This is a genomic window from Rudaea sp. 3F27F6 (assembly GCF_005503555.1).
In the GTDB taxonomy this organism is placed as follows: domain Bacteria; phylum Pseudomonadota; class Gammaproteobacteria; order Xanthomonadales; family Rhodanobacteraceae; genus Rudaea.
Map to the genome: position 1 here is coordinate 228,546 of NZ_SCNG01000003.1, position 20,692 is coordinate 249,237.

Consider the following 20,692-nt stretch of genomic DNA (forward strand, 5'->3'; position numbering starts at 1 on the left):
GATGAAATTGCCCGGCCGCTCTCTTTCGTGTCCTTCCGTGTTGATCCGTGTCCGAGTCTGCGGTTCCCGCTATACGCCAGCCTGCCGCGTTGCCGTATCGAGGAAATCGGCGAACGCGGCGGTCACGCCGTTGTCTTCGAACAGCACGGCGCTGTGTTCAAGGATCTGCGCACGCAGCGCTTCGCGGCGCGGCGCGTCGCCGATCAGCGCGACGGCCTTGTCTACGTAGTCCTGCTCGTCCGCAGCGACAAGCCCGTCCACGCCCATCATCGCAAGCATGCCCTGCGTCTGCCGGCCGCGCGCCATCGTGCCGTTCCAGGTCAGCACGGGTGCGCCGGCGCTGAACGCGTCGAGGCTCGTCGCGCCGCCGGAAAAGCCCGGCGTGTCGAGAATCAGCGTCGCACGCGCGATGGCGCCGAGATAATCTTCGTGCCTCTTCGACGGCAGAAAGGCCAACGCCTGCGAGGGATCGAGGCCGCGCGCCGCGAATGCCGCCTCGATGCGCCGGCGAAACCGCTGGGCGACACCGGTGTTGCGTATGAAGAAGCCGATGCGTGCACCGCTTTCCAGCGCGACGCGCGCGAGCACATCGTCGAAAGACGGCGTGAGCTTGAGGTGATTCTGCAGACAAAGCGTAATCGGTGCGCCGCCGGCATGGGCGTCGAGCCAGGCGCCGTCATCGGGCGGCGGTGGCCGCTCGGGTAACGTGCCTAGTCCGGGCAGCCGGATCAGCTTTTCGCGATAGTGTTCCTGCGCATTCGCCGGCTCGAGCGCGTCGGCGCTGAGAAAATAATCCATGTTCGCGAGCCCGGTGGTGACCGGGTGTCCGTAGAGCATGGCCTGGACCGGCGCGAGGCGCAGACTGCCGAGCAGGGCATGGCGCGGATCCATGCCGATTTCGGGATAGATCAGCGCGTCGAGCTGCGTCGAACGGATGCGCGCCGCGATGTCGAGCGGGTCTTCCATCGTCTGTGTGAAACTCGCGGCGCGAGCGGCGATTTGCTCGGTGCTGAAATCGCGAGTTTCGCCGCCGTACCAGACATGTACCTCGAAACGCTCCGGGTCGAGCGCGAGCAGCAGACGCCGGAAGTAGCGCGATACGGTGTGATGCATCAAGTGATTGCTGACGATGCCGACGCGGATTCGACCGCCGTGCATTCGCGCTTGCCAGTCGCAGGCTTGCATGCCTGGAGAGATGGCACGCATGGCCCGATCGATCAGCGCGCCGAAGCGGTATTGCAGAGCCGTGTTGTCGCGGGCTTGGTAGGCGAGCTGAAATATCGCTGCGCCTTGCACGGCATGATAGGTGCGTTGAAGCTGATGCGGCGTGTCGAGCGCCAATTTCGCTTCGATCTCTTCGAGCCCTTGGTTGAGGCGCAGGCGTTCGGCGTCGACCTCGGCTTCGCTCGCGTAGACCGACGGCAACAACAATCGCGCGGCCCAGCGCAGGCGCTCCGCGTTGTCCTCGTTCGACATGGCGGCGAGCAGGATCGCACGCGCTTCTTCGACCTCGCCGGCTTCGCCGAGAGCGAAGCCGAGTTCGCATTTCGACAGCTCATCGGCGGGATCGAGTTCGATTGCCCGACGCAGCGCGGCAATCGCCGGCTCCATTTCGTGGCGCAGGCGTCGGATCAGGCCGAGCGCGGCCCACCATTTCCCGGTGTCGGGTTCGATCGTTGCGGCGGCCTGTGCGTACTCGAGTGCCTCGTTCGAGAGGTCGAGCTGAAGCAGTGCTTGGGCGAGCACGCCGTTGGCGTGGCCGTTGTCGGGTTGTAGCCGGCGAGCCAGCTTGAGCAACGGCACGGCTTCGGCCGTTCGCTGAGTGCGAAACAGCAGATTGCCGAGCGCGTTGACACTGTTGAAGTCGTTTGCGTTCGATTGCAGTGCGTGCCGGTACGCGTTCTCGGCTTCGCCGGGCACGTTCATCGCCTCGAAACTGAGGCCGAGGTTGTAGGCAGCGCTGGCGTAGTCGCGGCGTATCGCCAGCGCCGAACGGAATGCGTCGACGGCTTCGCCGTGCCTGCCCATGCGGCGCAGTGCGACGCCGAGATTGTTGTAGGTTTCGGCGGACTCCGGATTCAGTTTTAGACAGGTGCGGAAGTGCTTCGCGGCGAGCGCCAGGTTGCCGGATTGCAGGGCGCAGACGCCGAGCAGATGCCAGACCTGCGCGTTGGACGGATCGAGCTTGGCCGCACGCTGGTAGTGACTCAGTGCGGCGGAAATCTGCCCTGCACGTTGCTTGGCGATGCCTTGCTGCAACTGCTCAATTGCCAGTTGCGCGGAATTCGCATTCATCTAGATCGTGGTCGCGTGGAAACCGGCATTGTGCTGACCTGGGCCGCCGTCGGCAACAGAGTATGCGCCGCGCGTTTCGACTCGAACGGTCTGCGGCGCTGCGCCGAAATGCTGCCGGCATCGGCCCAGGCAGCGGCATGGACGAAAATCAAAACTGCGTGCGCGAACGGCTCCGCGGCTTGACGAATCATTCAGCCTGAGCCGGCCAAAATGCTTCGCGCAATTCCGCATCCCTTGAATTGCTTGAAGTGTCGATCCGAATGCAACAAAGTCTCGATCCTCTCCTGCGCGCGGCGCGTGAATCACTGCGCCGCGGCGATGCTCCCGCGGCGTGCCGCATATTGGAGCAGGCCGCACGGGCGCAGCCCGATTCTTCGGCAATTGCTTTCGACCTGGGCCATGTCTATGGCGTGCTCGGCCGGTTTGAAGATGCCGCAAAGCAGTTCGCGCGCGCGGTTGCCTGGCCCGGCCAGGAAGGGAGGACTTGGTACGCTCTCGGCTATGCTCTCGGCGAACTTGGCGCGTGGGAGAAGGCCGCTTGCGCGATGCTCGTCGCAGCGCGCGCCGATCCGCAGCAGTTGGAGGCGCTCGGCAGCGCTGGTGAGTGCGCGCATCGTCTTGCGCTATCCGGAGCCCGTGCGCCATTGCCGTCGCGTGTTGGTCGGGACCGCGCGTCGGGGAAGATTTCCGTCGTCGTCTGCAGTATCGATCCCGCCAAGCTGCAGCGTTTGCGCGCGAGTCTGGATCGGCAGCTCGCCGGCGAAGACTGGGAGCTGGTACACATCGCCGACGCACGCTCGCTGTGCGAGGGTTACAACCGCGGTATCGCGCGGGCGAGTGGCGATCTACTCGTGCTTTGCCATGACGATATCGAAATTCTCGGTACGGATTTCGCCGCCAAGCTGCGCGGCCATCTCGGCACATACGATCTGATAGGAGTCGCCGGTTCGACGCTTGCCTCAGGGCCGGCCTGGAGTTGGTCGGGCGCGCCGAACATCTTCGTCTCCGTGGCCTATCCACAAGCGCCGCACGGCCGCGGCGTGGCTTTGTCCTTTTGCGGAACATCGGGGCCGATAGTGGAGGGCGCGCAACTGCTCGACGGCGTTTTTCTTGCCATGCGTCGCAGCCTGCTCGAGCGAGTCGCTTTCGACGAAGCGACGTTCGACGGCTTTCATTTCTACGATCTCGATTTCAGCTATCGCGCCTGGTCGGCCGGCGCGCGGACGGCCATCTGCCGGGACATCGTCCTTCTTCATCAGTCCCGCGGCACGTTCAAGGCCGAATATCGGCACTATGCCGAGCGGTATCGGCAGAAGTTTCCGCAGGCATGCACGGCGCCGATGTCCGAGGCGGCGAAATTGCCCGAAATTCTCGTCGACGAGCGGGAGAGCCTCGACGCCGTCGTCGAATGGCTGAATCACTTTTTGCGTCAGGAGACGGGCGCGCTGAAAGCGGCAGTAATCTGAAGTTCCGCACGTGCGCGGCTGGCGCAACGTGCGAGTTACTGCCGAGGCCGCGCTTCAGTCGATCCCGAGCTTCTTCAGCTTGTAGCGCATCGCGCGGAAGGTGATGCCGAGTTTCTTCGCCGCAGCGGTCTTGTTGTAGCGCGTCTCTTGCAGCGCCTTCATGATCGCTTCGCGTTCGAGGTTGGAGATGTAGCTGCCAAGGCCGACTTCGGCGGCGTCGTCGTCGAGGCCGTCGTCGTCCTCTTCAGGGGCGGCAGACGGCGGCGCGGAGATAGACGCGGGCGCGCGCGCCCGCGTCGCGAGCTGTAGGTCGTCGGCGACGATCATATTGTTCTCGCACAGGGCGACGGCGCGTTCGAGCACGTTTTCGAGTTCGCGTACGTTGCCGGGGAACGAGTACCTGAGCAGGGCGTCGAGCGCTTCGGGGCTGAGCCGCGCCGACGCGGCGCCCGAGTTTTTCGCGAGCCGGTCGAGGATGCGGCCGGCGAGTTTGGGCACGTCCTCGCGGCGCTCGCGCAGCGGCGGCACGCGCAGCTCGATCACATTGATGCGGTAGTAGAGATCCTGGCGGAACTGGCCGGCTTCGACGAGGCTGGCCAGATTCTTGTGCGTGGCGCAGAGGATGCGCACGTCGACCGGCAGTTCGGCGCGGCCGCCGATCGGGCGCACGGCTTTTTCCTGGATCACGCGCAGCAGCTTGACCTGCATGTGCACGGGCAAGTCGGCGACCTCGTCGAGGAACAGCGTGCCGCCGGCCGCGGCCTGGAACAGGCCGATCTTGTCGGCCTGCGCGCCGGTAAAGCTGCCGCGCATGTGGCCGAAGAATTCGCTTTCCATCAGTTCGGCCGGAATCGCACCGCAGTTGACCGGCACGAACGCGGCCGCGGCACGCGGGCCCTGCTCGTGGATCAGGCGCGCGACGAGTTCCTTGCCGACGCCCGATTCGCCCGAGATATAGACCGGCGCCTGGCTGCGCGCGAGCTTGCCGATCGTCGCGCGCAACTGGGTCATCGCGGGCGAGTCGCCGAGCAGGCGCGAGGCGTCGGATTTCGGCGCGTCGGCGCTCTTTTCCTCGGCGAGCTTAAGCGCGGCCTGGACCAGGCGGCGCAGGATCGCGATGTCGACCGGCTTGGAGACGAAATCGAATGCACCGGCCTTGAGCGCCGTGACCGCCGCGTCGACATTGCCGTGTGCGGTGATCATCGCCACCGGCGTCTGCGGATACTTCGCCGCGATCCACTCGACGATCTGCAGGCCCGAGCCGTCGGGCAGCATCATGTCGGTGAAGCACAAGGTATAGCGTGCCTCGGCGAGCCGCGCTTTCGCCTGGGAGACATCGGCCGCCGTGTCCACGCGCAGGCCCATGCGACCGAGAGTGATCGCGAGCAGTTCGCGGATGTCGCGTTCGTCGTCGACTATGAGGGCGGCAGGTTGGCTCATCGGGCGGATCGTGTTCGCGGAAGTCGGAAGAAGTGTCGCACGAGTCGGGCCGCTGTGTTCAAGCGAGCGTCGGCGTCGGCGGCGGCGCGAAGGTGATGCGAAAGCAGCTGCCGCCGCCCGCGATCGGCAGATATTCGAGCGAGGCGAGGTTGGCTATGCACATCTCGCGCGCGAGATAGAGGCCGAGGCCGGTGCCGAGTTCGTGCGTGGTGAAGAACGGCTCGAAGATCTGCGCGGCCACCTTGGCCGGGATGCCCGGGCCGCGGTCGACGACGTCGAGCATCGGCAGGGCGCGGTCGCCCGACTGGCGCACGATCAGGGTGATGCGCGCCGGTTCGCCGGGCGCATGGCCGTAGCGCAGCGCATTCTGCACGAGATTCCAGACGACCTGGTGCAGTTGCTTCGGATCGACCAGGGTTTCCACCCTGGCCTTCTGCGGTTTGCAGATGAGGCCGTTCGCGCCGATGTCGATGGTTGCCTTGAAGTCGACGATGAAGCGCTCGGCCCAGCCGACGAGGTCGATGCTTTCGGGCATCGAGCGTTCGCGCCGGGCCAGATGCAGGATGTTCTCGACGATCTCGTTCACGCGCCCGGCGTGGTTGCGGATGATCTCGATCATGCGCCGGTCGGATTCGTCGAGCGATTCCGACTCGGCGAGCAACTGAGCGGAATAGCTGATCGCGGCGAGCGGATTGCGGATTTCGTGCGCGATCGAACCGGCGAGGCGGCCCATCGAGGCGAGGGTGAGCTGCTCGGCGCGGCGCGAGACCAGCGAGGTGTCGTCGAGAAAGATCAGCACGTTCTCGTCGTCGTTCGCGGCCATGCGGGTGAAGCGCGGGATCACCTCGGGCGCGCCTTCGGCGAGCGAGATCGCCGTATTATCGATCTTGCGCGAAGTGCGCCAGTGATAGAGGCGGCGCGACAGTTCGGGCGCGATGCGGCCTAAGTCGTTGCGTCCGTCGGTCGGGTTGCCGATCAGCGCGGCGGCGGCCTCGTTCCAGCGGTGCACGGTGTTGCCGCCGTCGACGACGAGCACGCCGGTCTTCATGCGGCGAATGATCAGTTCGTTGATCTGCGCGAGGTTGCGCAAGTCGCTGCCGCGACGGCTGGCGAGCGCTTCCGAATCGCGCATGCGCCGGCCGAGGAAGATGCCCAGGCCGGTCATCGAGAAATAGGCCAGGCCGCAGATGCCGGCTTCGAGGATCTCGCGGCCGTCCTGGTTGACCAGATTGCCGATGATGTTCTGCGCGAACACGCCGAAGGTGGCCAGTGCGGCGTAGAAGAACGAAATACGCCGCGGCAGCAGGGTCGCCGCGCCGCCGATGTTGACGAGCAGGAGCAGGGCCAGGCTGATGTACTGGCGCTGGATCGAGAACATCGCCAGCGCGCAGACGAGGATGTCGACGACGAGCGAGAGGTCGATCCACAAGCGGTGATAGCGCACTTCGCGCGTGGCGAAGGCCGCGATCAGCGAGGCAAACACCAGATAAAACAACGCGGTTCCGCGGCCGAGCATCGGATGCAGGACCTTGACCCACTCGACCGCATAGGGGCTGAACATCAAGGCGACAATGATCGTCGCTTCGAGCACGCGGAACAGGTTGAAGAAATAGAACTCGCGCGCGACCGTATCGGCGTCGCCCGCGGTGCGCACGGCGATTTTGGTTTGGACAGCGGCAACGGCCACGACTGTGGTTTTCCTCGTCTGTTTGGCCCCGCGCGAAGTATAAGGGGTCGGCACGCCGAGGGAAGATCGAAACGGCCAGGCGGCGGCTTTCCGCGGGTGGAACGGCAGGGGTTCCGGGCAACGGCCTTTTTTTTGACCCGGCGATTCATCACAATACGCGACCCTACCGGCGCCCGCGCCGTCCCCTGCAACACTCCCTCCCAAGGTGGTCGCATGAATTTTCACGAGTATCAGGCCAAGCAATTGTTCGCCGACTACGGCATTCCCGTGCCGCCCGGCAAGATCGCGGCGACGCCGGAGGAGGCCGTCGAGGCCGCCCGCGCGCTCGGCGGCGACGAATGGGTGGTCAAGGCGCAGATTCACGCGGGCGGCCGCGGCAAGGCCGGCGGCGTCAAGCTGGTGAAGACGTTCGACGACGTCAAGGCCGCTTCGGCCAAGATGCTCGGCACCAAGATGGAGACGTACCAGTCGGGCGGCCGCGCGCTGCCGGTCAACGTCGTCCTGATCACCGAGGCGAGTGATATCGCCAAGGAACTGTACCTGTCGGTGCTCGTCGATCGCGCCACCAAGTCGGTGGCGTTCATCGCCTCGGCACGCGGCGGCGTCGACATCGAGCAGGTCGCGCGCGAGAACCCCGAGGACATCCACACCCTCGAAGTGAACTTCGTCGAAGGCCTGCAGCCGTACAAGTGCCGCCAGCTCGGCTTCGCCATGGGCCTCAACGCCAAGCAGGCCGGCCAGCTGACCAAGATCATGCTCGGCCTGTACAAGCTGTTCAACGAGAAAGACCTTTCCCTCGTCGAACTCAATCCGCTCGCGATCAACAAGTCCGGCGATCTCGTTGCGCTCGACGGCAAGGTCAACTCCGACGACAACGCCGAATTCCGCCACGCCGACCTCGCCGCGATGCGCGACGAGTCGCAGGAAGACCAGGCCGAGGCGGTCGCGGTCAAGCACAACCTCAACTACGTGACCATGGACGGCAACATCGGCTGCATGGTCAACGGTGCCGGCCTCGCCATGGCGACGATGGACGTGATCAAGCTCAACGGCGCCGAGCCGGCGAACTTCCTCGACGTCGGCGGCGGCGCGACCAAGGAGCGCGTGACCGAGGCGTTCAAGCTGATTCTGTCGTCCGACAAGGTCAAGTGCATTCTGGTCAACATCTTCGGCGGCATCGTGCGCTGCGACCTGATCGCCGAAGGCATCATCGGCGCGGTCAAAGAAGTGGGGCTGACGATTCCGGTCGTCGCGCGCCTCGAAGGCACCAACGTCGAAGAAGGGCGCAAGCTGCTCGCCAATTCCGGCCTGAAAATTACGCCGGCTCTCGATTTGAACGATGCCGCCCAGAAGGCGGTCGCAGCGGTCAAGGCCGCTTGAGCGAGGAAGTATACAAATGAGCGTTTTGGTCAATAAGAACACCAAGGTCATCACCCAGGGCTTCACCGGCCAGCAGGGCACGTTCCACTCCGAGCAGTCGCTCGACTACGGCACCAAGATCGTCGGCGGTGTTACGCCGGGCAAGGGCGGCACCCAGCACATCGGCCTGCCGGTGTTCAACACGGTGCAGGACGCGGTCGACGAGACCGGCGCCGACGCCTCGATGATCTTCGTGCCGCCGCCGTTCGCGGCCGACGCGATCCTTGAAGCGGCCGATGCCGGCATTCGCGTGATCGTCGCGATCACCGAGGGCATTCCGGTGCTCGACATGCTGCGCGTGAAGAACCGTCTCAAGGACTACCCCGAAACGGTGCTGATCGGGCCGAACTGCCCCGGCATCATCACCCCGGGCGAGTGCAAGATCGGCATCATGCCGGGCCACATCCACAAGCCGGGCAAGGTCGGCATCGTTTCGCGCTCGGGCACGCTCACTTACGAAGCCGTGTTCCAGACAACGAACGAAGGCCTCGGCCAGTCGACCTGCATCGGCATCGGCGGCGATCCGATCAACGGCCTGAACTTTATCGACTGCCTGAAGCTGTTCCAGGACGATCCGCAGACCGAAGGCATCATCATGGTCGGCGAAATCGGCGGCAGCGCCGAAGAAGAAGCGGCCGAGTTCATCGCCGAATACGTGACCAAGCCGGTCGTTGCCTTCATCGCGGGCGCCTCGGCCCCGGCAGGCAAGCGCATGGGCCACGCCGGCGCGATCATCTCGGGCGGCAAGGGCACGGCCGCGGCCAAGTTCGCCGCGCTCGAGAAGGCCGGCGTCACCACGGTCAAGTCGCCGGCCGATCTCGGCAAGGCGATCGCGGCGCGCCTCAAGAAGTAAGCGAGTCGCGGGTTTGCTAGTATCCCCGCCCGCCGATGATGACGCGCGGGGAAGCGATGACACCGGAGCAAAAAGCTCGTTTGCTGATTGACCAGAAGCTCGAAGCTTCGGGCTGGCTGGTGCAGGACATGAAGTCGCTGAACCTTGGCGCGGGTCGAGGTATTGCTGCACGCGAATACCCGACCGATACAGGGCAAGCGGACTACGTGCTGATCGTCGATCGCAGCCCGCTGGGCGTGATCGAAGCCAAGCGCGACGAAGAAGGCCACAACCTCAGCGTCCATGAACCGCAGACCGAGCGCTACGCTAACGCCACGCTGAAATGGCGCAAAGGCAATGCACCGCTGCGTTTCTTGTACGAGGCTACGGGCCAGATTCTCTGGTTCACCGACGGCGCCGATCCCGCACCGCGCGCCCGCGAACTGTTCCAATTCCTGCGCCCGGAAACCCTGGCGGAATGGGCCGCACAGGCGGACACGTTGCGAGCGCGCCTGCAGCAGATGCCGCCGCTGCCCACGCGCCGCCTGCGTGAATGCCAGATCAACGCGGTCAACGGTTTGGAAGAGTCGCTGGCGAAGAATAAGCCGCGCGCGCTAATCCACATGGCCACCGGCGCGGGCAAGACTTTCACCGCCATCACCGCCGTGTATCGTTTATTGAAGTTCGCTGGCGCCAAACGCATCCTGTTTCTGGTCGATACGCGCAATCTCGGCAAACAGGCGCATCAGGAGTTCATGGCCTACACGCCGCCCGACGACGCGCGTAAGTTCACCGAACTCTATAACGTGCAGCGGCTCTCATCCTCGCGTATCGACCCGCATGCGCAGGTCTGCATTAGCACGATCCAGCGCATGTATTCGATCCTGTCGGGCACCGAGCTAGGCGAGGGCAGCGAAGACATCTCGCCCGCCGAAGCCGCTCCGACGATCAAGCAGGAACGGCTGGTGCAATACAACCCAAGCGTGCCGGTGGAAGAGTTCGACTTCATCGTCATCGACGAGTGCCACCGCAGCATCTACAACCTGTGGAAGCAGGTGCTGGACTACTTCGACGCCTTCCTGATCGGCCTCACTGCCACGCCGGACAAGCGCACTTTCGGCTTCTTCAACCAGAATGTGGTGGCCGAATACAACTATGAACAGTCCGTGGTCGACGGCGTTAACGTGGGCTACGACGTCTATGAAATCGAAACCGAAATCACCCGCGCTGGCGCAACGATCGAGGCGAAGCAGTGGGTGGATCACCGCGACCGCATCACCCGCGCCAAACGCTGGGCACAGACCGAGGACGACATCGACTACGGCAGGACCGATCTCGACAAATCCGTCGTCAACCCGAACCAGATTCGCCAAGTCATCGAAGCGATGAAGGCGGCGGTCGAGAGAAAGATTTTCCCGAACCGCAAGGAAACACCGAAGACATTGATCTTCGCCAAGACCGACAGTCACGCCGACGACATCGTCCGCGCCGTGCGCGAAGTGTATGGCGAAGGCAACGATTTCTGCCGCAAGGTGACGTACACGGAAAGCGACGCGGACGGCGTGCTGGCGGATTTTCGCAACGAGTTCCATCCGCGCATTGCTGTCACCGTGGACATGATCGCCACCGGCACCGACGTCAAGCCGCTGGAAGTGCTGCTGTTCATGCGCGACGTGCGCAGTCGCGGCTACTACGAACAGATGAAAGGCCGCGGCGTGCGCAGCCTGGGTGCCGAATCGCTTAAGAAGGTCAGCAACTCGGCCAGCGGCGCGAAGGAACGCTTCGTGCTGATCGATGCTGTGGGCGTGGAAAAATCCTGCAAGACCGAAAGCCGTCCGCTGGAGCGCAAACCCGGCACGAGTCTGGACGCCTTGCTCAAAGGCGTGGCCATCGGCGCGCGCGATGACGACACCGTGCTCAGCCTCGGCAACCGTCTGGTGCGTCTGGCCAAGCAACTGGACGACAAGGCGCTGGCAAGGATCAAGCAGGCCAGCGGCGGCCTTGGCCTGCAGGATCTGGCGCGCGGATTAGTTCAGGCGCTGGACGCCGACCGCATCGCCGCCGATGCGCTGGATGCGGCCAAAGCCGCAGGCATCACCCGCAGCGAGGACACGCTGACCGACGCGGAAATCGAAACCGCGAAGCAAAAGCGCATCGCCGCCGCCTGCGCGCCGTTCGACGCACCGCAACTGCGCGAATGGATCGAATCGGCGCGGTGCGAACGCGAACAGATTATCGACATCGTCAATCCCGACACGCTCAGCCGCAGCGAATTCGCCGCGCAAGCGCAGGCCAATGCGGAAACCGCGATCCGCACGTTTGGCGAATTTCTCAAAACCCACCGCGACGAACTCGCCGCGCTGGGTTTTTTCTACGCGCAGCCCTACCAGCGCCGCGCGCTGACGTTGGAGATGATCGAAGAGCTGCACGATGCGTTGAGTCGCCCGCCGCTGATGCTGACCACGGAAAAACTCTGGAGTGCCTACGCGCGCGTGCAGGAGAGTCGCGTACGCGGCGCGGACGCGCGTCGTTGCCTGACCGATCTGGTCTCGCTGGTGCGCTTCGCGCTGGGTATGGACGCTGAGCTGCGCCCGTTCGCCGACGCCGTGGACCGGAAATTCGCCGACTGGGTATTCCGCCACAATGCCAAGCGCGCGACCGCGTTCACGCCTGAACAGATGGATTGGCTGCGCCTGATGAAGGAGCACATTGCCGCAAGTTGCTGCATCGAACGCGAGGATTTCGACTACGCGCAACTGGCCGCGCGCGGCGGTTTGCAGCGGGCGTGGAATGTCTTTGGCAACGAGTTGGACGGGTTGATGGTGGAGATGAATGAGGAGTTGGTGGCTTGAGCTCCATCGAATTGCCCAGCGGTTGGACGGTTGCGCCTATCGAAGATTTGTTAGCCAAGCAATCTGATGGACGAACAATCCATCAAGGCTGGAGTCCACAATGCCTCAAAGAACCCCGGAATGCAGATGAGTGGGCGATTCTGAAAACAACCGCGATTCAGCCGGGTAAGTTTGAGCATGAGCACAACAAGAAGCTGCCGGCGCAATTGGCGCCTCGGCCTGCAATTGAGGTTAGTGACGGAGACCTATTGATCACTTGTGCCGGCCCGCGCGTGCGGTGCGGTGTTTCGTGTCTGGTCAAATCCATAGTCCCGCATCTAATGCTTTCGGGAAAGATGTATCGCTTCCGCCCTGAGCCGAGTGCAATGGACGCCCGCTATCTGGAAGCGTTCTTGCAGTCGGATGAGGCTCAATTCGCAATAGATCGAATGAAAACGGGGGGGAGTGAGAGTGGTCTCAATCTCACCCATGATCGGTTCAAGCGACTCGAAGTGCGGTTCGCTCCTATTGCGGAGCAGGTGCGAATAGTCGTGAAGCTGGAAGAACTGTTTTCCGACCTCGACGCCGCCGTGGCCGAACTCAAGGCCGCGCAGCGCAAGCTGGCGCAGTATCGGCAGTCGCTGCTGAAAGCGGCAGTGGAAGGCGCGTTGACCGCGGACTGGCGCACCGCGCATGGCGAACCCAAGGAAACCGGCGCAGATCTGCTGCAACGCATCCTGCGCGAACGCCGCGTCCGCTGGGAAGCCAAGCAACTGGCGAAGTTCGCCGAGCAAGGTAAGGCACCGTCGAAAGGCTGGCAGGCCAAGTACCCTGAACCCGTTGCGCCCGACACTCGTGATTTGCCGGCGCTGCCGCAGGGGTGGGTGTGGACGACAGTAGATCAGTTGTCGCCGGATGATTTAGCCAATGGCAAGTCTGTTCCAACATCTGGCACAAGCGGCGCAAAAGTTCTTCGGTTGACGGCTGTGCGTCACGGCCGGATTGATCTCGGTGAATGGAAACATGGCGCATGGTCTGATGCGGAGGCAAAGCCATTCGCCGTGGTAAATGGCGACTTGCTAATTGTTCGCGGCAATGGCTCTTTGACTTTGGTTGGGCGTGCTGGGCTCGTCGAGAACGTGCTCGAGCAGGTGGCATATCCGGATACGTTGATCCGCTTGCGGACGCTTGAGCAAGTCATCCACTCCAAATGGCTGGCATTCGTTTGGGATGCTCAGCGGACACGAACTCATCTCGAAATCCGTGCCCGCACTTCTGCAGGCATCTACAAAATCTCGCAGCCTGACATCGTTTCCGTGGCCGTGCCTGTACCTCCACTCGCCGAACAAACCGAAATCATCGAGCAACTGGATATCGCCCTTGCCGCGGCGAAGGAGCAAGAAGCCGCCATCGCCCGCAGCTTGCAACAAGCCGCCGCCCAGCGCCGCAACATCCTCAAAGCCGCCTTCGCTGGCCAACTGGTCCCGCAAGACCCCGACGACGAACCCGCCAGCGCATTGTTGGCGCGCATTCGTGTAGAACGGATGGCTGATGTTGAAGCAAAATCGCGCAGGGTTCGAAGGAAAAATGCGCCATGACCTATCCGACGGTGACCGAAGTGACGGGCCGAAGTTCGCAGGGCAAAACGCGTCCGTTTATTTGCCGGGCCGATGATGGTCAGGTGTATTTCGTGAAGGGGCGCTATGCTGGCGTACGCAGCCTGGTCTGCGAATGGTTGGCCGGCTCGCTGGCAAAAGCATTCGGGTTGCCTATTGCACCCTTCACTATTCTCGACGTGCCGGAACAATTGGTGCGGCTGGGCTACTCGGCGGGGGAGCCGCTTTCCGATCTCGGCGCAGGCGCGGTGTTTGGCTCGCAGCGTTGTGAATTTTCCGAGCTGACCATGATCTCGGCCGAGTTGGTCCCGCCGCAGACGCGGGCTGATGTGGCCGTGTTCGATTGGTGGGTGCACAACGAAGACAGAACGCTCAGCGCCCACGGCGGCAATCCGAATCTGTTTTGGGAAGCGGGCAATTCGAAGCTCTGGGTGGTCGACCACAATCTTGCATTCGACCCGGATTTTTCCAGGGAGCGGTTTCTCGACCATCACGTTTTTGCCGATGCGCTGCGCGATGTGGCCGGCGATTTCGTCGCCCGCAAGCTGTATGCCGATCGCCTGTCTGCGGCGTTGACGGGGTGGCGTTCGACGGTCGCTGCGCTGCCGACGATGTGGCAGACTATCGACCCCGAGCAATCGATACCGCTGGATTTCGATTTCGCTGCTGTACGGACGCAGCTTGAACGTTGTACCAGCGACATTTTTTGGAACCTGAGCTGATGAAAGCTCCCTGCCGTTACGCCATTCTGCGCTTTCTGCCTTATGCGGAAACGGGCGAGTTTGCGAATGTGGGGGTAGTCCTGATCAGCACGGTCGGGCGATTTTTCGGTTTCCGCTTGCTCAAGCGCCGAATCGCTCGCGTTACGCATTTCTTCGATCTGCACGAGCACCGGCATTTGCGCGAAGGGCTGGCCTTGATGCGCGAAGAGCTTGAGCGCGTTGCGCAGGAGCTGAAGCGATTCGGCATGGATCGGCGCCTGAAGAATGTCGATGAGCCGGCGCTCGAGGCGTTCTTCGCCGAGCTCACGCGCCCACGCGAAACGCTGTTTCGTTTCGATGCCCCGCGAGTTGTTTTGACCGACAGCCCGAACGCGACGCTCGATGAATTGTTCGGCAGGTATGTCGAACGGGATTTCGCCACGCGCGAATATCAGGAAGCTGTGCTTGAACGCGGCTTGCGGCTCTTGTTATCCGCTCACCAGTTGGGCGATCGCTTCGCGCCGCGCACGGTTGGTGACGAGCAATTCAATGTGAAATTCCCCTTCGTTACGGCGGGAAGCGAGCATATTCGCATCATCAAACCGCTACACTTGACCCATGCCGAGCCGGCCAAGGCTATCGATCACGGCTTGCAGTGGGCAGGTCGAATCGCCCAATTGCGCAAGCGCCAATTGCTTGCTGGCGAAATACTCGTCACCGTGCAACGCAAGAAAGATAATGCCTCGTATGAGCGGGCTGCGCAGGATGTGAAGACCATGCTGATCGAGGCAGGCGCCGAGGTTGTCGACTACGCGGCTGACAAACAGATCATTGAGTTTGCTCAGGCCTCTTGAGCAAAGCTTGATTCGCCGATGAACGCCTCGACCCTCGTCCAGAAAATCTGGAACTTCTGCCACACCCTGCGCGATGACGGCGTGGGCTATGGCGACTATCTGGAGCAGCTCACCACGCTGCTGTTCCTGAAGCTGGCGCACGAGTATTCGCAAGATCCGTACAACCGCGACACTCAGGTCCCGAAAAGCTGCAACTGGCTCAGCCTGCGCGGCAAGACCGGCGAACCACTGGAAGCGCACTATCTGAAAGTACTGCATCGCCTGAGCGAGGAGCCCGGCATGCTCGGGGCGATCTTCTTCAAGGCGCAAAACAAGATTCAGGACCCGGCCAAGCTGGCGCGACTGGTACAGATGATCGATGCGGAGGATTGGATCAGCCTCGATGTCGATACCAAGGGCGACCTCTACGAGGGCCTGCTGCAGAAAAATGCGGAGGACACCAAGAGCGGCGCGGGCCAGTACTTCACGCCGCGCCCGTTGATCCGAGCGATGGTCGAATGCGTGCAGCCGGAACCGGGCAAGACCATTGCCGATCCGGCTTGCGGCACGGGCGGTTTTTTCCTCGGCGCATACGCGTGGCTGACCCGCGATGGCGCCAAGCTCGACAAGAAACAGAAGACGTTCCTGCATCGCGAAACATTTTTCGGCAACGAGATCGTCGCCGCTACGCGCCGCCTGTGTTTGATGAATCTGTTCCTGCACAACATCGGCGACCTGGACGGCGAACCTACGGTGGAGCGCGCCGATGCGTTGATTGCCGAATCGCAGCGCAAGTTCGATTACGTGCTGGCCAATCCGCCGTTCGGCAAGAAAAGCAGCATGACCATCACTAACGAGGATGGCGAGGAAGACCGCGATGCGCTGACTTACGAGCGGCAAGACTTCTGGCAAACCACCTCGAACAAGCAGCTCAACTTCCTGCAGCACATCGTTTCGATGCTCAAGACCACCGGGCAAGCGGCGGTAGTGCTGCCGGACAACGTGCTGTTCGAGGGCGGTGCGGGTGAAAAGATACGCCGCAAGCTGCTAGAAACCTGCGACGTGCACACTCTGCTGCGCCTGCCGACCGGCATCTTCTACGCGCAGGGCGTGAAGGCCAATGTGTTGTTCTTCGATGCCAAGCCAAAGGACGGCAAGGTGCATACCAAGGGCGTGTGGATCTACGACTTGCGCACCAACCAGCACTTTACCCTGAAGACCAAGCCGCTTCGCTTCGAGGACTTGCAGAATTTCATCAGTGCCTACCATCCGGCCAATCGGCACAAACGCAAGGAATCGGAGCGATTCCGATATTTCGACTACAAAACGCTCATCGCCCGCGACAAAGCCAGCCTGGACATCTTCTGGCTCAAGGACGACAGCCTCGATGATCTGGACAATCTGCCTGCGCCGGACGTGCTGGCGCAGGAAATCATCGAGCATCTCGAAACGGCGTTGTCAGCGTTCCGAGATGTCGCGGCTGGTTTAGCTTCTGCTCGCGCAACGCATGAAGAAGGCTGAAAATATGACCATGCGTATCGCTCTGGCCCAGTTCGATTTCCCCGTCGGAGCGGTTGCGCGCAACGCCGAGCGCATCGCGGCGATGATCGCCGAAGCGCGCGACGTCTACCGCGCCGATCTCGTGGTGTTCCCCGAGCTCGCGATCAGCGGTTATCCGCCCGAAGACCTGCTGCTGCGGCCGAGCTTTCTTGCAGAGTGCGAAGCAGCGCTGCTGCGCGTTGCCGCTGGCGTCAAGGGCATCGCCGCGGTGGTCGGCTGGCCGCAGGCGGCGGGACCGGTGGTCTATAACGCCGCCTCGGTGCTGCGCAACGGTGCGATCGAGGCGACCTACCGCAAGCGCGAATTGCCGAACTACGCCGTGTTCGACGAGCGTCGTTATTTCGATGTCGATCCCGACGGCGGCGCCTGCGTATTCGAGGTGAAGGGCGTGCCGGTCGGCCTCATCATCTGCGAAGACCTGTGGTTCGCCGAGCCGCTCGCCGACACGGCCGCGCACGGCGCTCAACTCGTCCTCGTGCCGAACGCATCGCCGTTCGAGCGCGACAAGCATGCGCAGCGCGATGCCTTGCTCGCGACGCGCGTGAAAGAGACCGGCGCGGCACTGGCCTACCTCAACGTCGTCGGCGGCCAGGATGCGCTCGTGTTCGACGGCGCCTCGGTGCTCGCCGACGGCGACGGCCACATCCATCCGGCTGCGCGCGCGTTCGAGGACCACTGGTGCATCGCCGACTACGATGCGGCGACGCGCAAGTTCGCGCCGGTCGCGTGGCCCGCCGATGGCGACGAGAGCCGCGATGCGCTCGCCTGGCGCGCGATCGTGCGCGGCACGCGCGACTACTGCGCGAAGAACGGCTTCAAGAAGGCCTGGATCGGCTTGTCGGGCGGCATCGACTCGGCGCTGGTGCTGGCGATCGCGGTCGACGCGCTCGGCGCGGACAACGTCGTCGGCGTGCGCCTGCCGTCGAAGTACACCTCGGCACAGAGCAATGATCTCGCCGACGTGCAGGCGTATGCGCTCGGCGTGAAGCTGCTGACGGTTCCGATCGAGGCGCCGTTCGCCGGCTTCCTCGACGCGCTCGCCCCCGCTTTCGTCGGCTGCGCTCCCGACGCGACCGAAGAAAACCTGCAGTCGCGCAGCCGCGGCGCCATCCTCATGGCGCTGTCGAACAAATTCGGCGGCCTGCTCCTGACCACCGGCAACAAGAGCGAATACGCGGTAGGCTACGCGACCATCTACGGCGACATGTGCGGCGGCTACGCGCCGATCAAGGACCTCTACAAGACCGAGGTGTATGCGCTCGCCAACTGGCGCAACACGACCGGCGGCGCTCCGGTCATCCCGGTCGAAGTGATCACGCGCGCGCCGACGGCCGAACTGCGCGAGAACCAGACCGACCAGGATTCGCTGCCGCCGTACGACGTACTCGACGCGATCCTGCTGCGCTACGTCGACCAAGAGCAGTCGCGCGAGGACATCGTGCGCGCGGGCTACAACGCCGACGTCGTCGACCATGTGCTGCGCCTCGTGCGCATCAACGAGTGGAAGCGCCACCAGGCGGCACCCGGACCGAAGGTCTCGCGCCGCGCGTTCGGGCGGGAGCGGCGGTATCCCATTACTTCGGGGTGGCGCTAGGACGCCTTCTCCTCGGGTTGTCATTTTTTCTGAGTTTTCGTTGGTCGGAGGGCCGTTCATCCCGCTTTGTCGTTGCTCGTCATTCCCGCGTGCTCTTAGCGGGAATCCAGCGACTTTGCTTTGGTTTTTTGTTGGTCTAAAAGCAGAGCTTCCACTCGTCCTGCGGACGAGCGGGTTACTTTCTTGTCTACAGCGACAAGAAAGTAACCAAAGAAACGCCGCCCCGGGAGCCGCGCCGCCTACGGCGGTTCGCGAGGTCATGCCGGGGTTCGCTCGATGGACATCCGTGTCCATTCGCGAACTCGCGCGCATGCTGCGCGCGACCCTGAAGGGCCATTCCGTCATGCCCTCGCCGCGGCTGACGGGGACCCGAAGATCAAAAGACAGATCAAGAACAGAGCAAAGGCAGAGCCGCGCGTGGAATGCCTGCTTTTTGCTCTGGCTCCGGCGCGCACGAAGCGCGCTGCTCTGGTTTCTCCGGGTCCCCATTACATTGCGGCGGCAGCGGACGAAAAGGCCCGTGAGGGTCGGCGCGATGGATCGCGCCGATTCCGCTATTGCACACGGAGGTGCAATTAGCGGAACCCGGCCGCTGACGCGGACCCGGAGCGCAGGATGCGCGTAGGGCGCAATGTTCTGGGGCGGCGTCTTTTGGTTACTTTTCTTCGCTGTTGAAGAAAAGTGACCCGCTCGCCCGCAGGGCGAGTGGAAGCCTTTGCTCTCAACCAACAAAAGCAAAGTCACTGGATCCCCGCCAAGAGCACGCGGGGATGACGAGCGAGGGCAAGAGCTGGATGACCAGCCCTGTGGCTATTGAAAGCCCCGCTTGCGCGGGAATGACGAACAAAGCGTGAAAAAGTAACAACCAGCCCCAAATCACGCAAAAGAAACCAGCTAACACCCCGGAAGCCGGCCACCGCACAAAATGAAGAGTCCAGGCGGACCGTGATCCGGCTACCGCCGCAACACCCACATCCTATATCCTCGCCTGCAACCAATCCGAAGCCTTGCGCATCCTACCGTCATGCGCGATGGCCACCCCATACTCTCGAAAACAATGCGTACCGTACTCGTCATTGACGACAATCCCGCGATCGTCACCGCGCTTGATGTGTTGCTGAGCTTGCGCGACATCCGCGCCCTGCATGCGGCGTCGCCCGAAGAAGGCCTCGCCGTGCTGGCGCGCGAGCGTGTGGACCTCGTCTTGCAGGACATGAATTTCCGCGCCGATACGACCTCGGGCGAGGAAGGCGTCGCGCTGTTTCGCGCGATCCGCGAGCGCGAGCCCGATCTGCCGGTGATCTTGTTGACCGCGTGGACGCATCTGGAAACCGCGGTCGAACTGGTCAAGGCCGGCGCGGCCGATTACCTTGCCAAGCCGTGGGACGATGCCAAGCTCATCGCTGCGGTCGAGAATCTGCTCGAGCTGTCGGAGAACGCGCGCGAAGTATCGCGTCTGCACGGCGAGCGCCGCGCGCATCGCAGTGCGCTGCGCGAACGTTTCGATCTGCGCGGAACGGTGTTCGCGTCGAGTGCAATGGAGCGCCTGATCGAACTTGCCTGTCGCGTCGCGCGCGCCGATGCGCCCGTGCTGATCACCGGGCCGAACGGCGCGGGCAAGGAACGCATCGCCGAGATCGTGCATTACAACTCGGCAGTGAAGGCCGGCCCGTTCGTCATGGTCAATTGCGGCGCGCTGCCGCAGGACCTGATCGAAGCCGAGCTGTTCGGTGCCGAGGCAGGCGCCTACACCGGCGCGAACAAGGCGCGCGAGGGCCGCTTCGAAGCGGCCGACGGCGGCACCCTGCTGCTCGACGAGATCGGCAACCTGCCGCTGCCGGGGCAGATGAAGCTGCTGCGCATTCTCGAGACTGGCAAGTTCGAGCGGCTCGGTTCGAGCAAGACGCGCGAAGTGAAGGTGCGCGTGATCAGCGCGACCAATGCCGACCTGCCGGCGATGATCCGTGCCGGCACGTTTCGCGAAGATCTGTACTACCGCCTCAACGTGATCGAACTCGTGCTGCCGCCGCTCGCCGCGCGGCCGGACGATATCCTGCCGCTCGCCGAACATTTCGTCGGCAAGGCGGCCAGCCTCAGCGCGGAAGCGCGCGCCGCGCTGCTCGCGCACAATTGGCCGGGCAATGTGCGCGAGCTGAAGAACGCGATCCAGCGCGCGAGTCTGCTCTGCCGTGACGGCGTCATTGCGCCCGAGGATCTCGGCCTCGCCGTGCGCGCGGCGCCGCCTCTGCGCCTCGGCGCGGATGTCGAGCCCGACCGCGCGGCGATCGAGTCCGCGCTCGCGCGTGCCAAGGGTGTCATCAGCCAGGCCGCGTCCGAACTCGGCCTGTCGCGTCAGGCCCTGTACCGACGCATGGAAAAGATGGGCATCGAAGGCCTGAACTGATTGCGTCTCGGCGT

The 20,692-nt window shown here is 63.3% G+C and carries 13 protein-coding genes; 10 read left to right on the forward strand and 3 right to left on the reverse strand.

The annotated features are described in order from the left end of the window. Window positions 1-69: 69 nt before the first annotated feature. Window positions 70-2,295, reverse strand: a complete 2,226-nt coding sequence (locus FFS30_RS13680) for a tetratricopeptide repeat protein (protein WP_137913735.1) — start codon at window positions 2,293-2,295, stop codon at window positions 70-72. Between the two features lie 260 nt (window positions 2,296-2,555). On the opposite strand from FFS30_RS13680, the gene FFS30_RS13685 reads away from it, so the two are divergent. Further along, window positions 2,556-3,761, forward strand: coding sequence for a glycosyltransferase (locus tag FFS30_RS13685; protein ID WP_137913736.1), 1,206 nt, complete (start codon window positions 2,556-2,558; stop codon window positions 3,759-3,761). A 54-nt stretch (window positions 3,762-3,815) separates the two neighbouring features. Here the strand turns inward: FFS30_RS13685 and FFS30_RS13690 are convergent, their stop codons facing one another. Both FFS30_RS13690 and FFS30_RS13695 read right to left on the reverse strand, forming a co-directional pair. Further along, window positions 3,816-5,201 carry a sigma-54 dependent transcriptional regulator gene (locus FFS30_RS13690; RefSeq protein WP_137913737.1) on the reverse strand — a complete coding sequence of 462 codons (1,386 nt, stop codon included), beginning with the start codon at window positions 5,199-5,201 and terminating at the stop codon, window positions 3,816-3,818. Window positions 5,202-5,259: 58 nt separating this feature from the next. Beyond that, window positions 5,260-6,888 (reverse strand): ATP-binding protein, encoded by a 1,629-nt coding sequence (locus FFS30_RS13695; RefSeq protein ID WP_171014607.1) that lies wholly within the window; start codon window positions 6,886-6,888, stop codon window positions 5,260-5,262. 213 nt (window positions 6,889-7,101) lie between these two features. Here FFS30_RS13695 and sucC point away from each other — a divergent pair, with 213 nt between their 5' ends. The 9 genes from sucC to FFS30_RS13740 all read left to right on the forward strand — a co-directional run bounded on the left by sucC (window position 7,102) and on the right by FFS30_RS13740 (window position 20,678). Further along, on the forward strand, window positions 7,102-8,268 hold the full coding sequence (gene sucC, locus FFS30_RS13700; protein ID WP_137913739.1) for an ADP-forming succinate--CoA ligase subunit beta: 1,167 nt from the start codon (window positions 7,102-7,104) through the stop codon (window positions 8,266-8,268). A 16-nt stretch (window positions 8,269-8,284) separates the two neighbouring features. Further along, window positions 8,285-9,160: a succinate--CoA ligase subunit alpha gene (gene sucD, locus FFS30_RS13705; protein WP_137913740.1), complete on the forward strand. Its 876-nt coding sequence runs from the start codon at window positions 8,285-8,287 to the stop codon at window positions 9,158-9,160. 35 nt (window positions 9,161-9,195) lie between these two features. Next, complete coding sequence (locus FFS30_RS13710) at window positions 9,196-11,991, forward strand: DEAD/DEAH box helicase family protein (protein ID WP_249352450.1); 2,796 nt, start codon at window positions 9,196-9,198, stop codon at window positions 11,989-11,991. Next, window positions 11,988-13,568 carry a restriction endonuclease gene (locus FFS30_RS13715; protein ID WP_137913741.1) on the forward strand — a complete coding sequence of 527 codons (1,581 nt, stop codon included), beginning with the start codon at window positions 11,988-11,990 and terminating at the stop codon, window positions 13,566-13,568. The genes FFS30_RS13710 and FFS30_RS13715 overlap by 4 nt, the downstream gene beginning before the upstream one ends. Continuing rightward, window positions 13,565-14,308 carry a HipA family kinase gene (locus FFS30_RS13720; RefSeq protein WP_137913742.1) on the forward strand — a complete coding sequence of 248 codons (744 nt, stop codon included), beginning with the start codon at window positions 13,565-13,567 and terminating at the stop codon, window positions 14,306-14,308. The genes FFS30_RS13715 and FFS30_RS13720 overlap by 4 nt, the downstream gene beginning before the upstream one ends. Further along, entirely contained in the window at window positions 14,308-15,141 is an 834-nt protein-coding gene (locus FFS30_RS13725; protein WP_137913743.1) for a DUF3037 domain-containing protein, read from the forward strand. The genes FFS30_RS13720 and FFS30_RS13725 overlap by 1 nt, the downstream gene beginning before the upstream one ends. Window positions 15,142-15,159: 18 nt before the next feature. Beyond that, a complete protein-coding gene (locus FFS30_RS13730; protein WP_137913744.1) occupies window positions 15,160-16,641 on the forward strand; it encodes a class I SAM-dependent DNA methyltransferase in 1,482 nt (493 codons plus the stop codon). Continuing rightward, entirely contained in the window at window positions 16,628-18,274 is a 1,647-nt protein-coding gene (locus tag FFS30_RS13735; RefSeq protein WP_137913745.1) for an NAD+ synthase, read from the forward strand. The genes FFS30_RS13730 and FFS30_RS13735 overlap by 14 nt, the downstream gene beginning before the upstream one ends. 1,057 nt (window positions 18,275-19,331) lie before the next feature. After that, entirely contained in the window at window positions 19,332-20,678 is a 1,347-nt protein-coding gene (locus FFS30_RS13740) for a sigma-54 dependent transcriptional regulator (protein WP_137913746.1), read from the forward strand. Window positions 20,679-20,692 lie beyond the last annotated feature (14 nt).

Excerpts from the sequence above, each read along its gene's own strand:
- FFS30_RS13690 (WP_137913737.1), bottom strand. The coding sequence starts at position 5,201 with ATGAGCCAACCTGCCGCCCTCATAGTCGACGACGAACGCGACATCCGC.
- FFS30_RS13720 (WP_137913742.1), top strand. The coding sequence starts at position 13,565 with ATGACCTATCCGACGGTGACCGAAGTGACGGGCCGAAGTTCGCAGGGC.
- FFS30_RS13740 (WP_137913746.1), top strand. The coding sequence starts at position 19,332 with ATGCGTACCGTACTCGTCATTGACGACAATCCCGCGATCGTCACCGCG.
- FFS30_RS13680 (WP_137913735.1), bottom strand. The coding sequence starts at position 2,295 with ATGAATGCGAATTCCGCGCAACTGGCAATTGAGCAGTTGCAGCAAGGC.
- sucD (WP_137913740.1), top strand. The coding sequence starts at position 8,285 with ATGAGCGTTTTGGTCAATAAGAACACCAAGGTCATCACCCAGGGCTTC.
- FFS30_RS13685 (WP_137913736.1), top strand. The coding sequence starts at position 2,556 with ATGCAACAAAGTCTCGATCCTCTCCTGCGCGCGGCGCGTGAATCACTG.
- FFS30_RS13725 (WP_137913743.1), top strand. The coding sequence starts at position 14,308 with ATGAAAGCTCCCTGCCGTTACGCCATTCTGCGCTTTCTGCCTTATGCG.
- FFS30_RS13730 (WP_137913744.1), top strand. The coding sequence starts at position 15,160 with ATGAACGCCTCGACCCTCGTCCAGAAAATCTGGAACTTCTGCCACACC.
- FFS30_RS13710 (WP_249352450.1), top strand. The coding sequence starts at position 9,196 with ATGATGACGCGCGGGGAAGCGATGACACCGGAGCAAAAAGCTCGTTTG.
- FFS30_RS13735 (WP_137913745.1), top strand. The coding sequence starts at position 16,628 with ATGAAGAAGGCTGAAAATATGACCATGCGTATCGCTCTGGCCCAGTTC.
- sucC (WP_137913739.1), top strand. The coding sequence starts at position 7,102 with ATGAATTTTCACGAGTATCAGGCCAAGCAATTGTTCGCCGACTACGGC.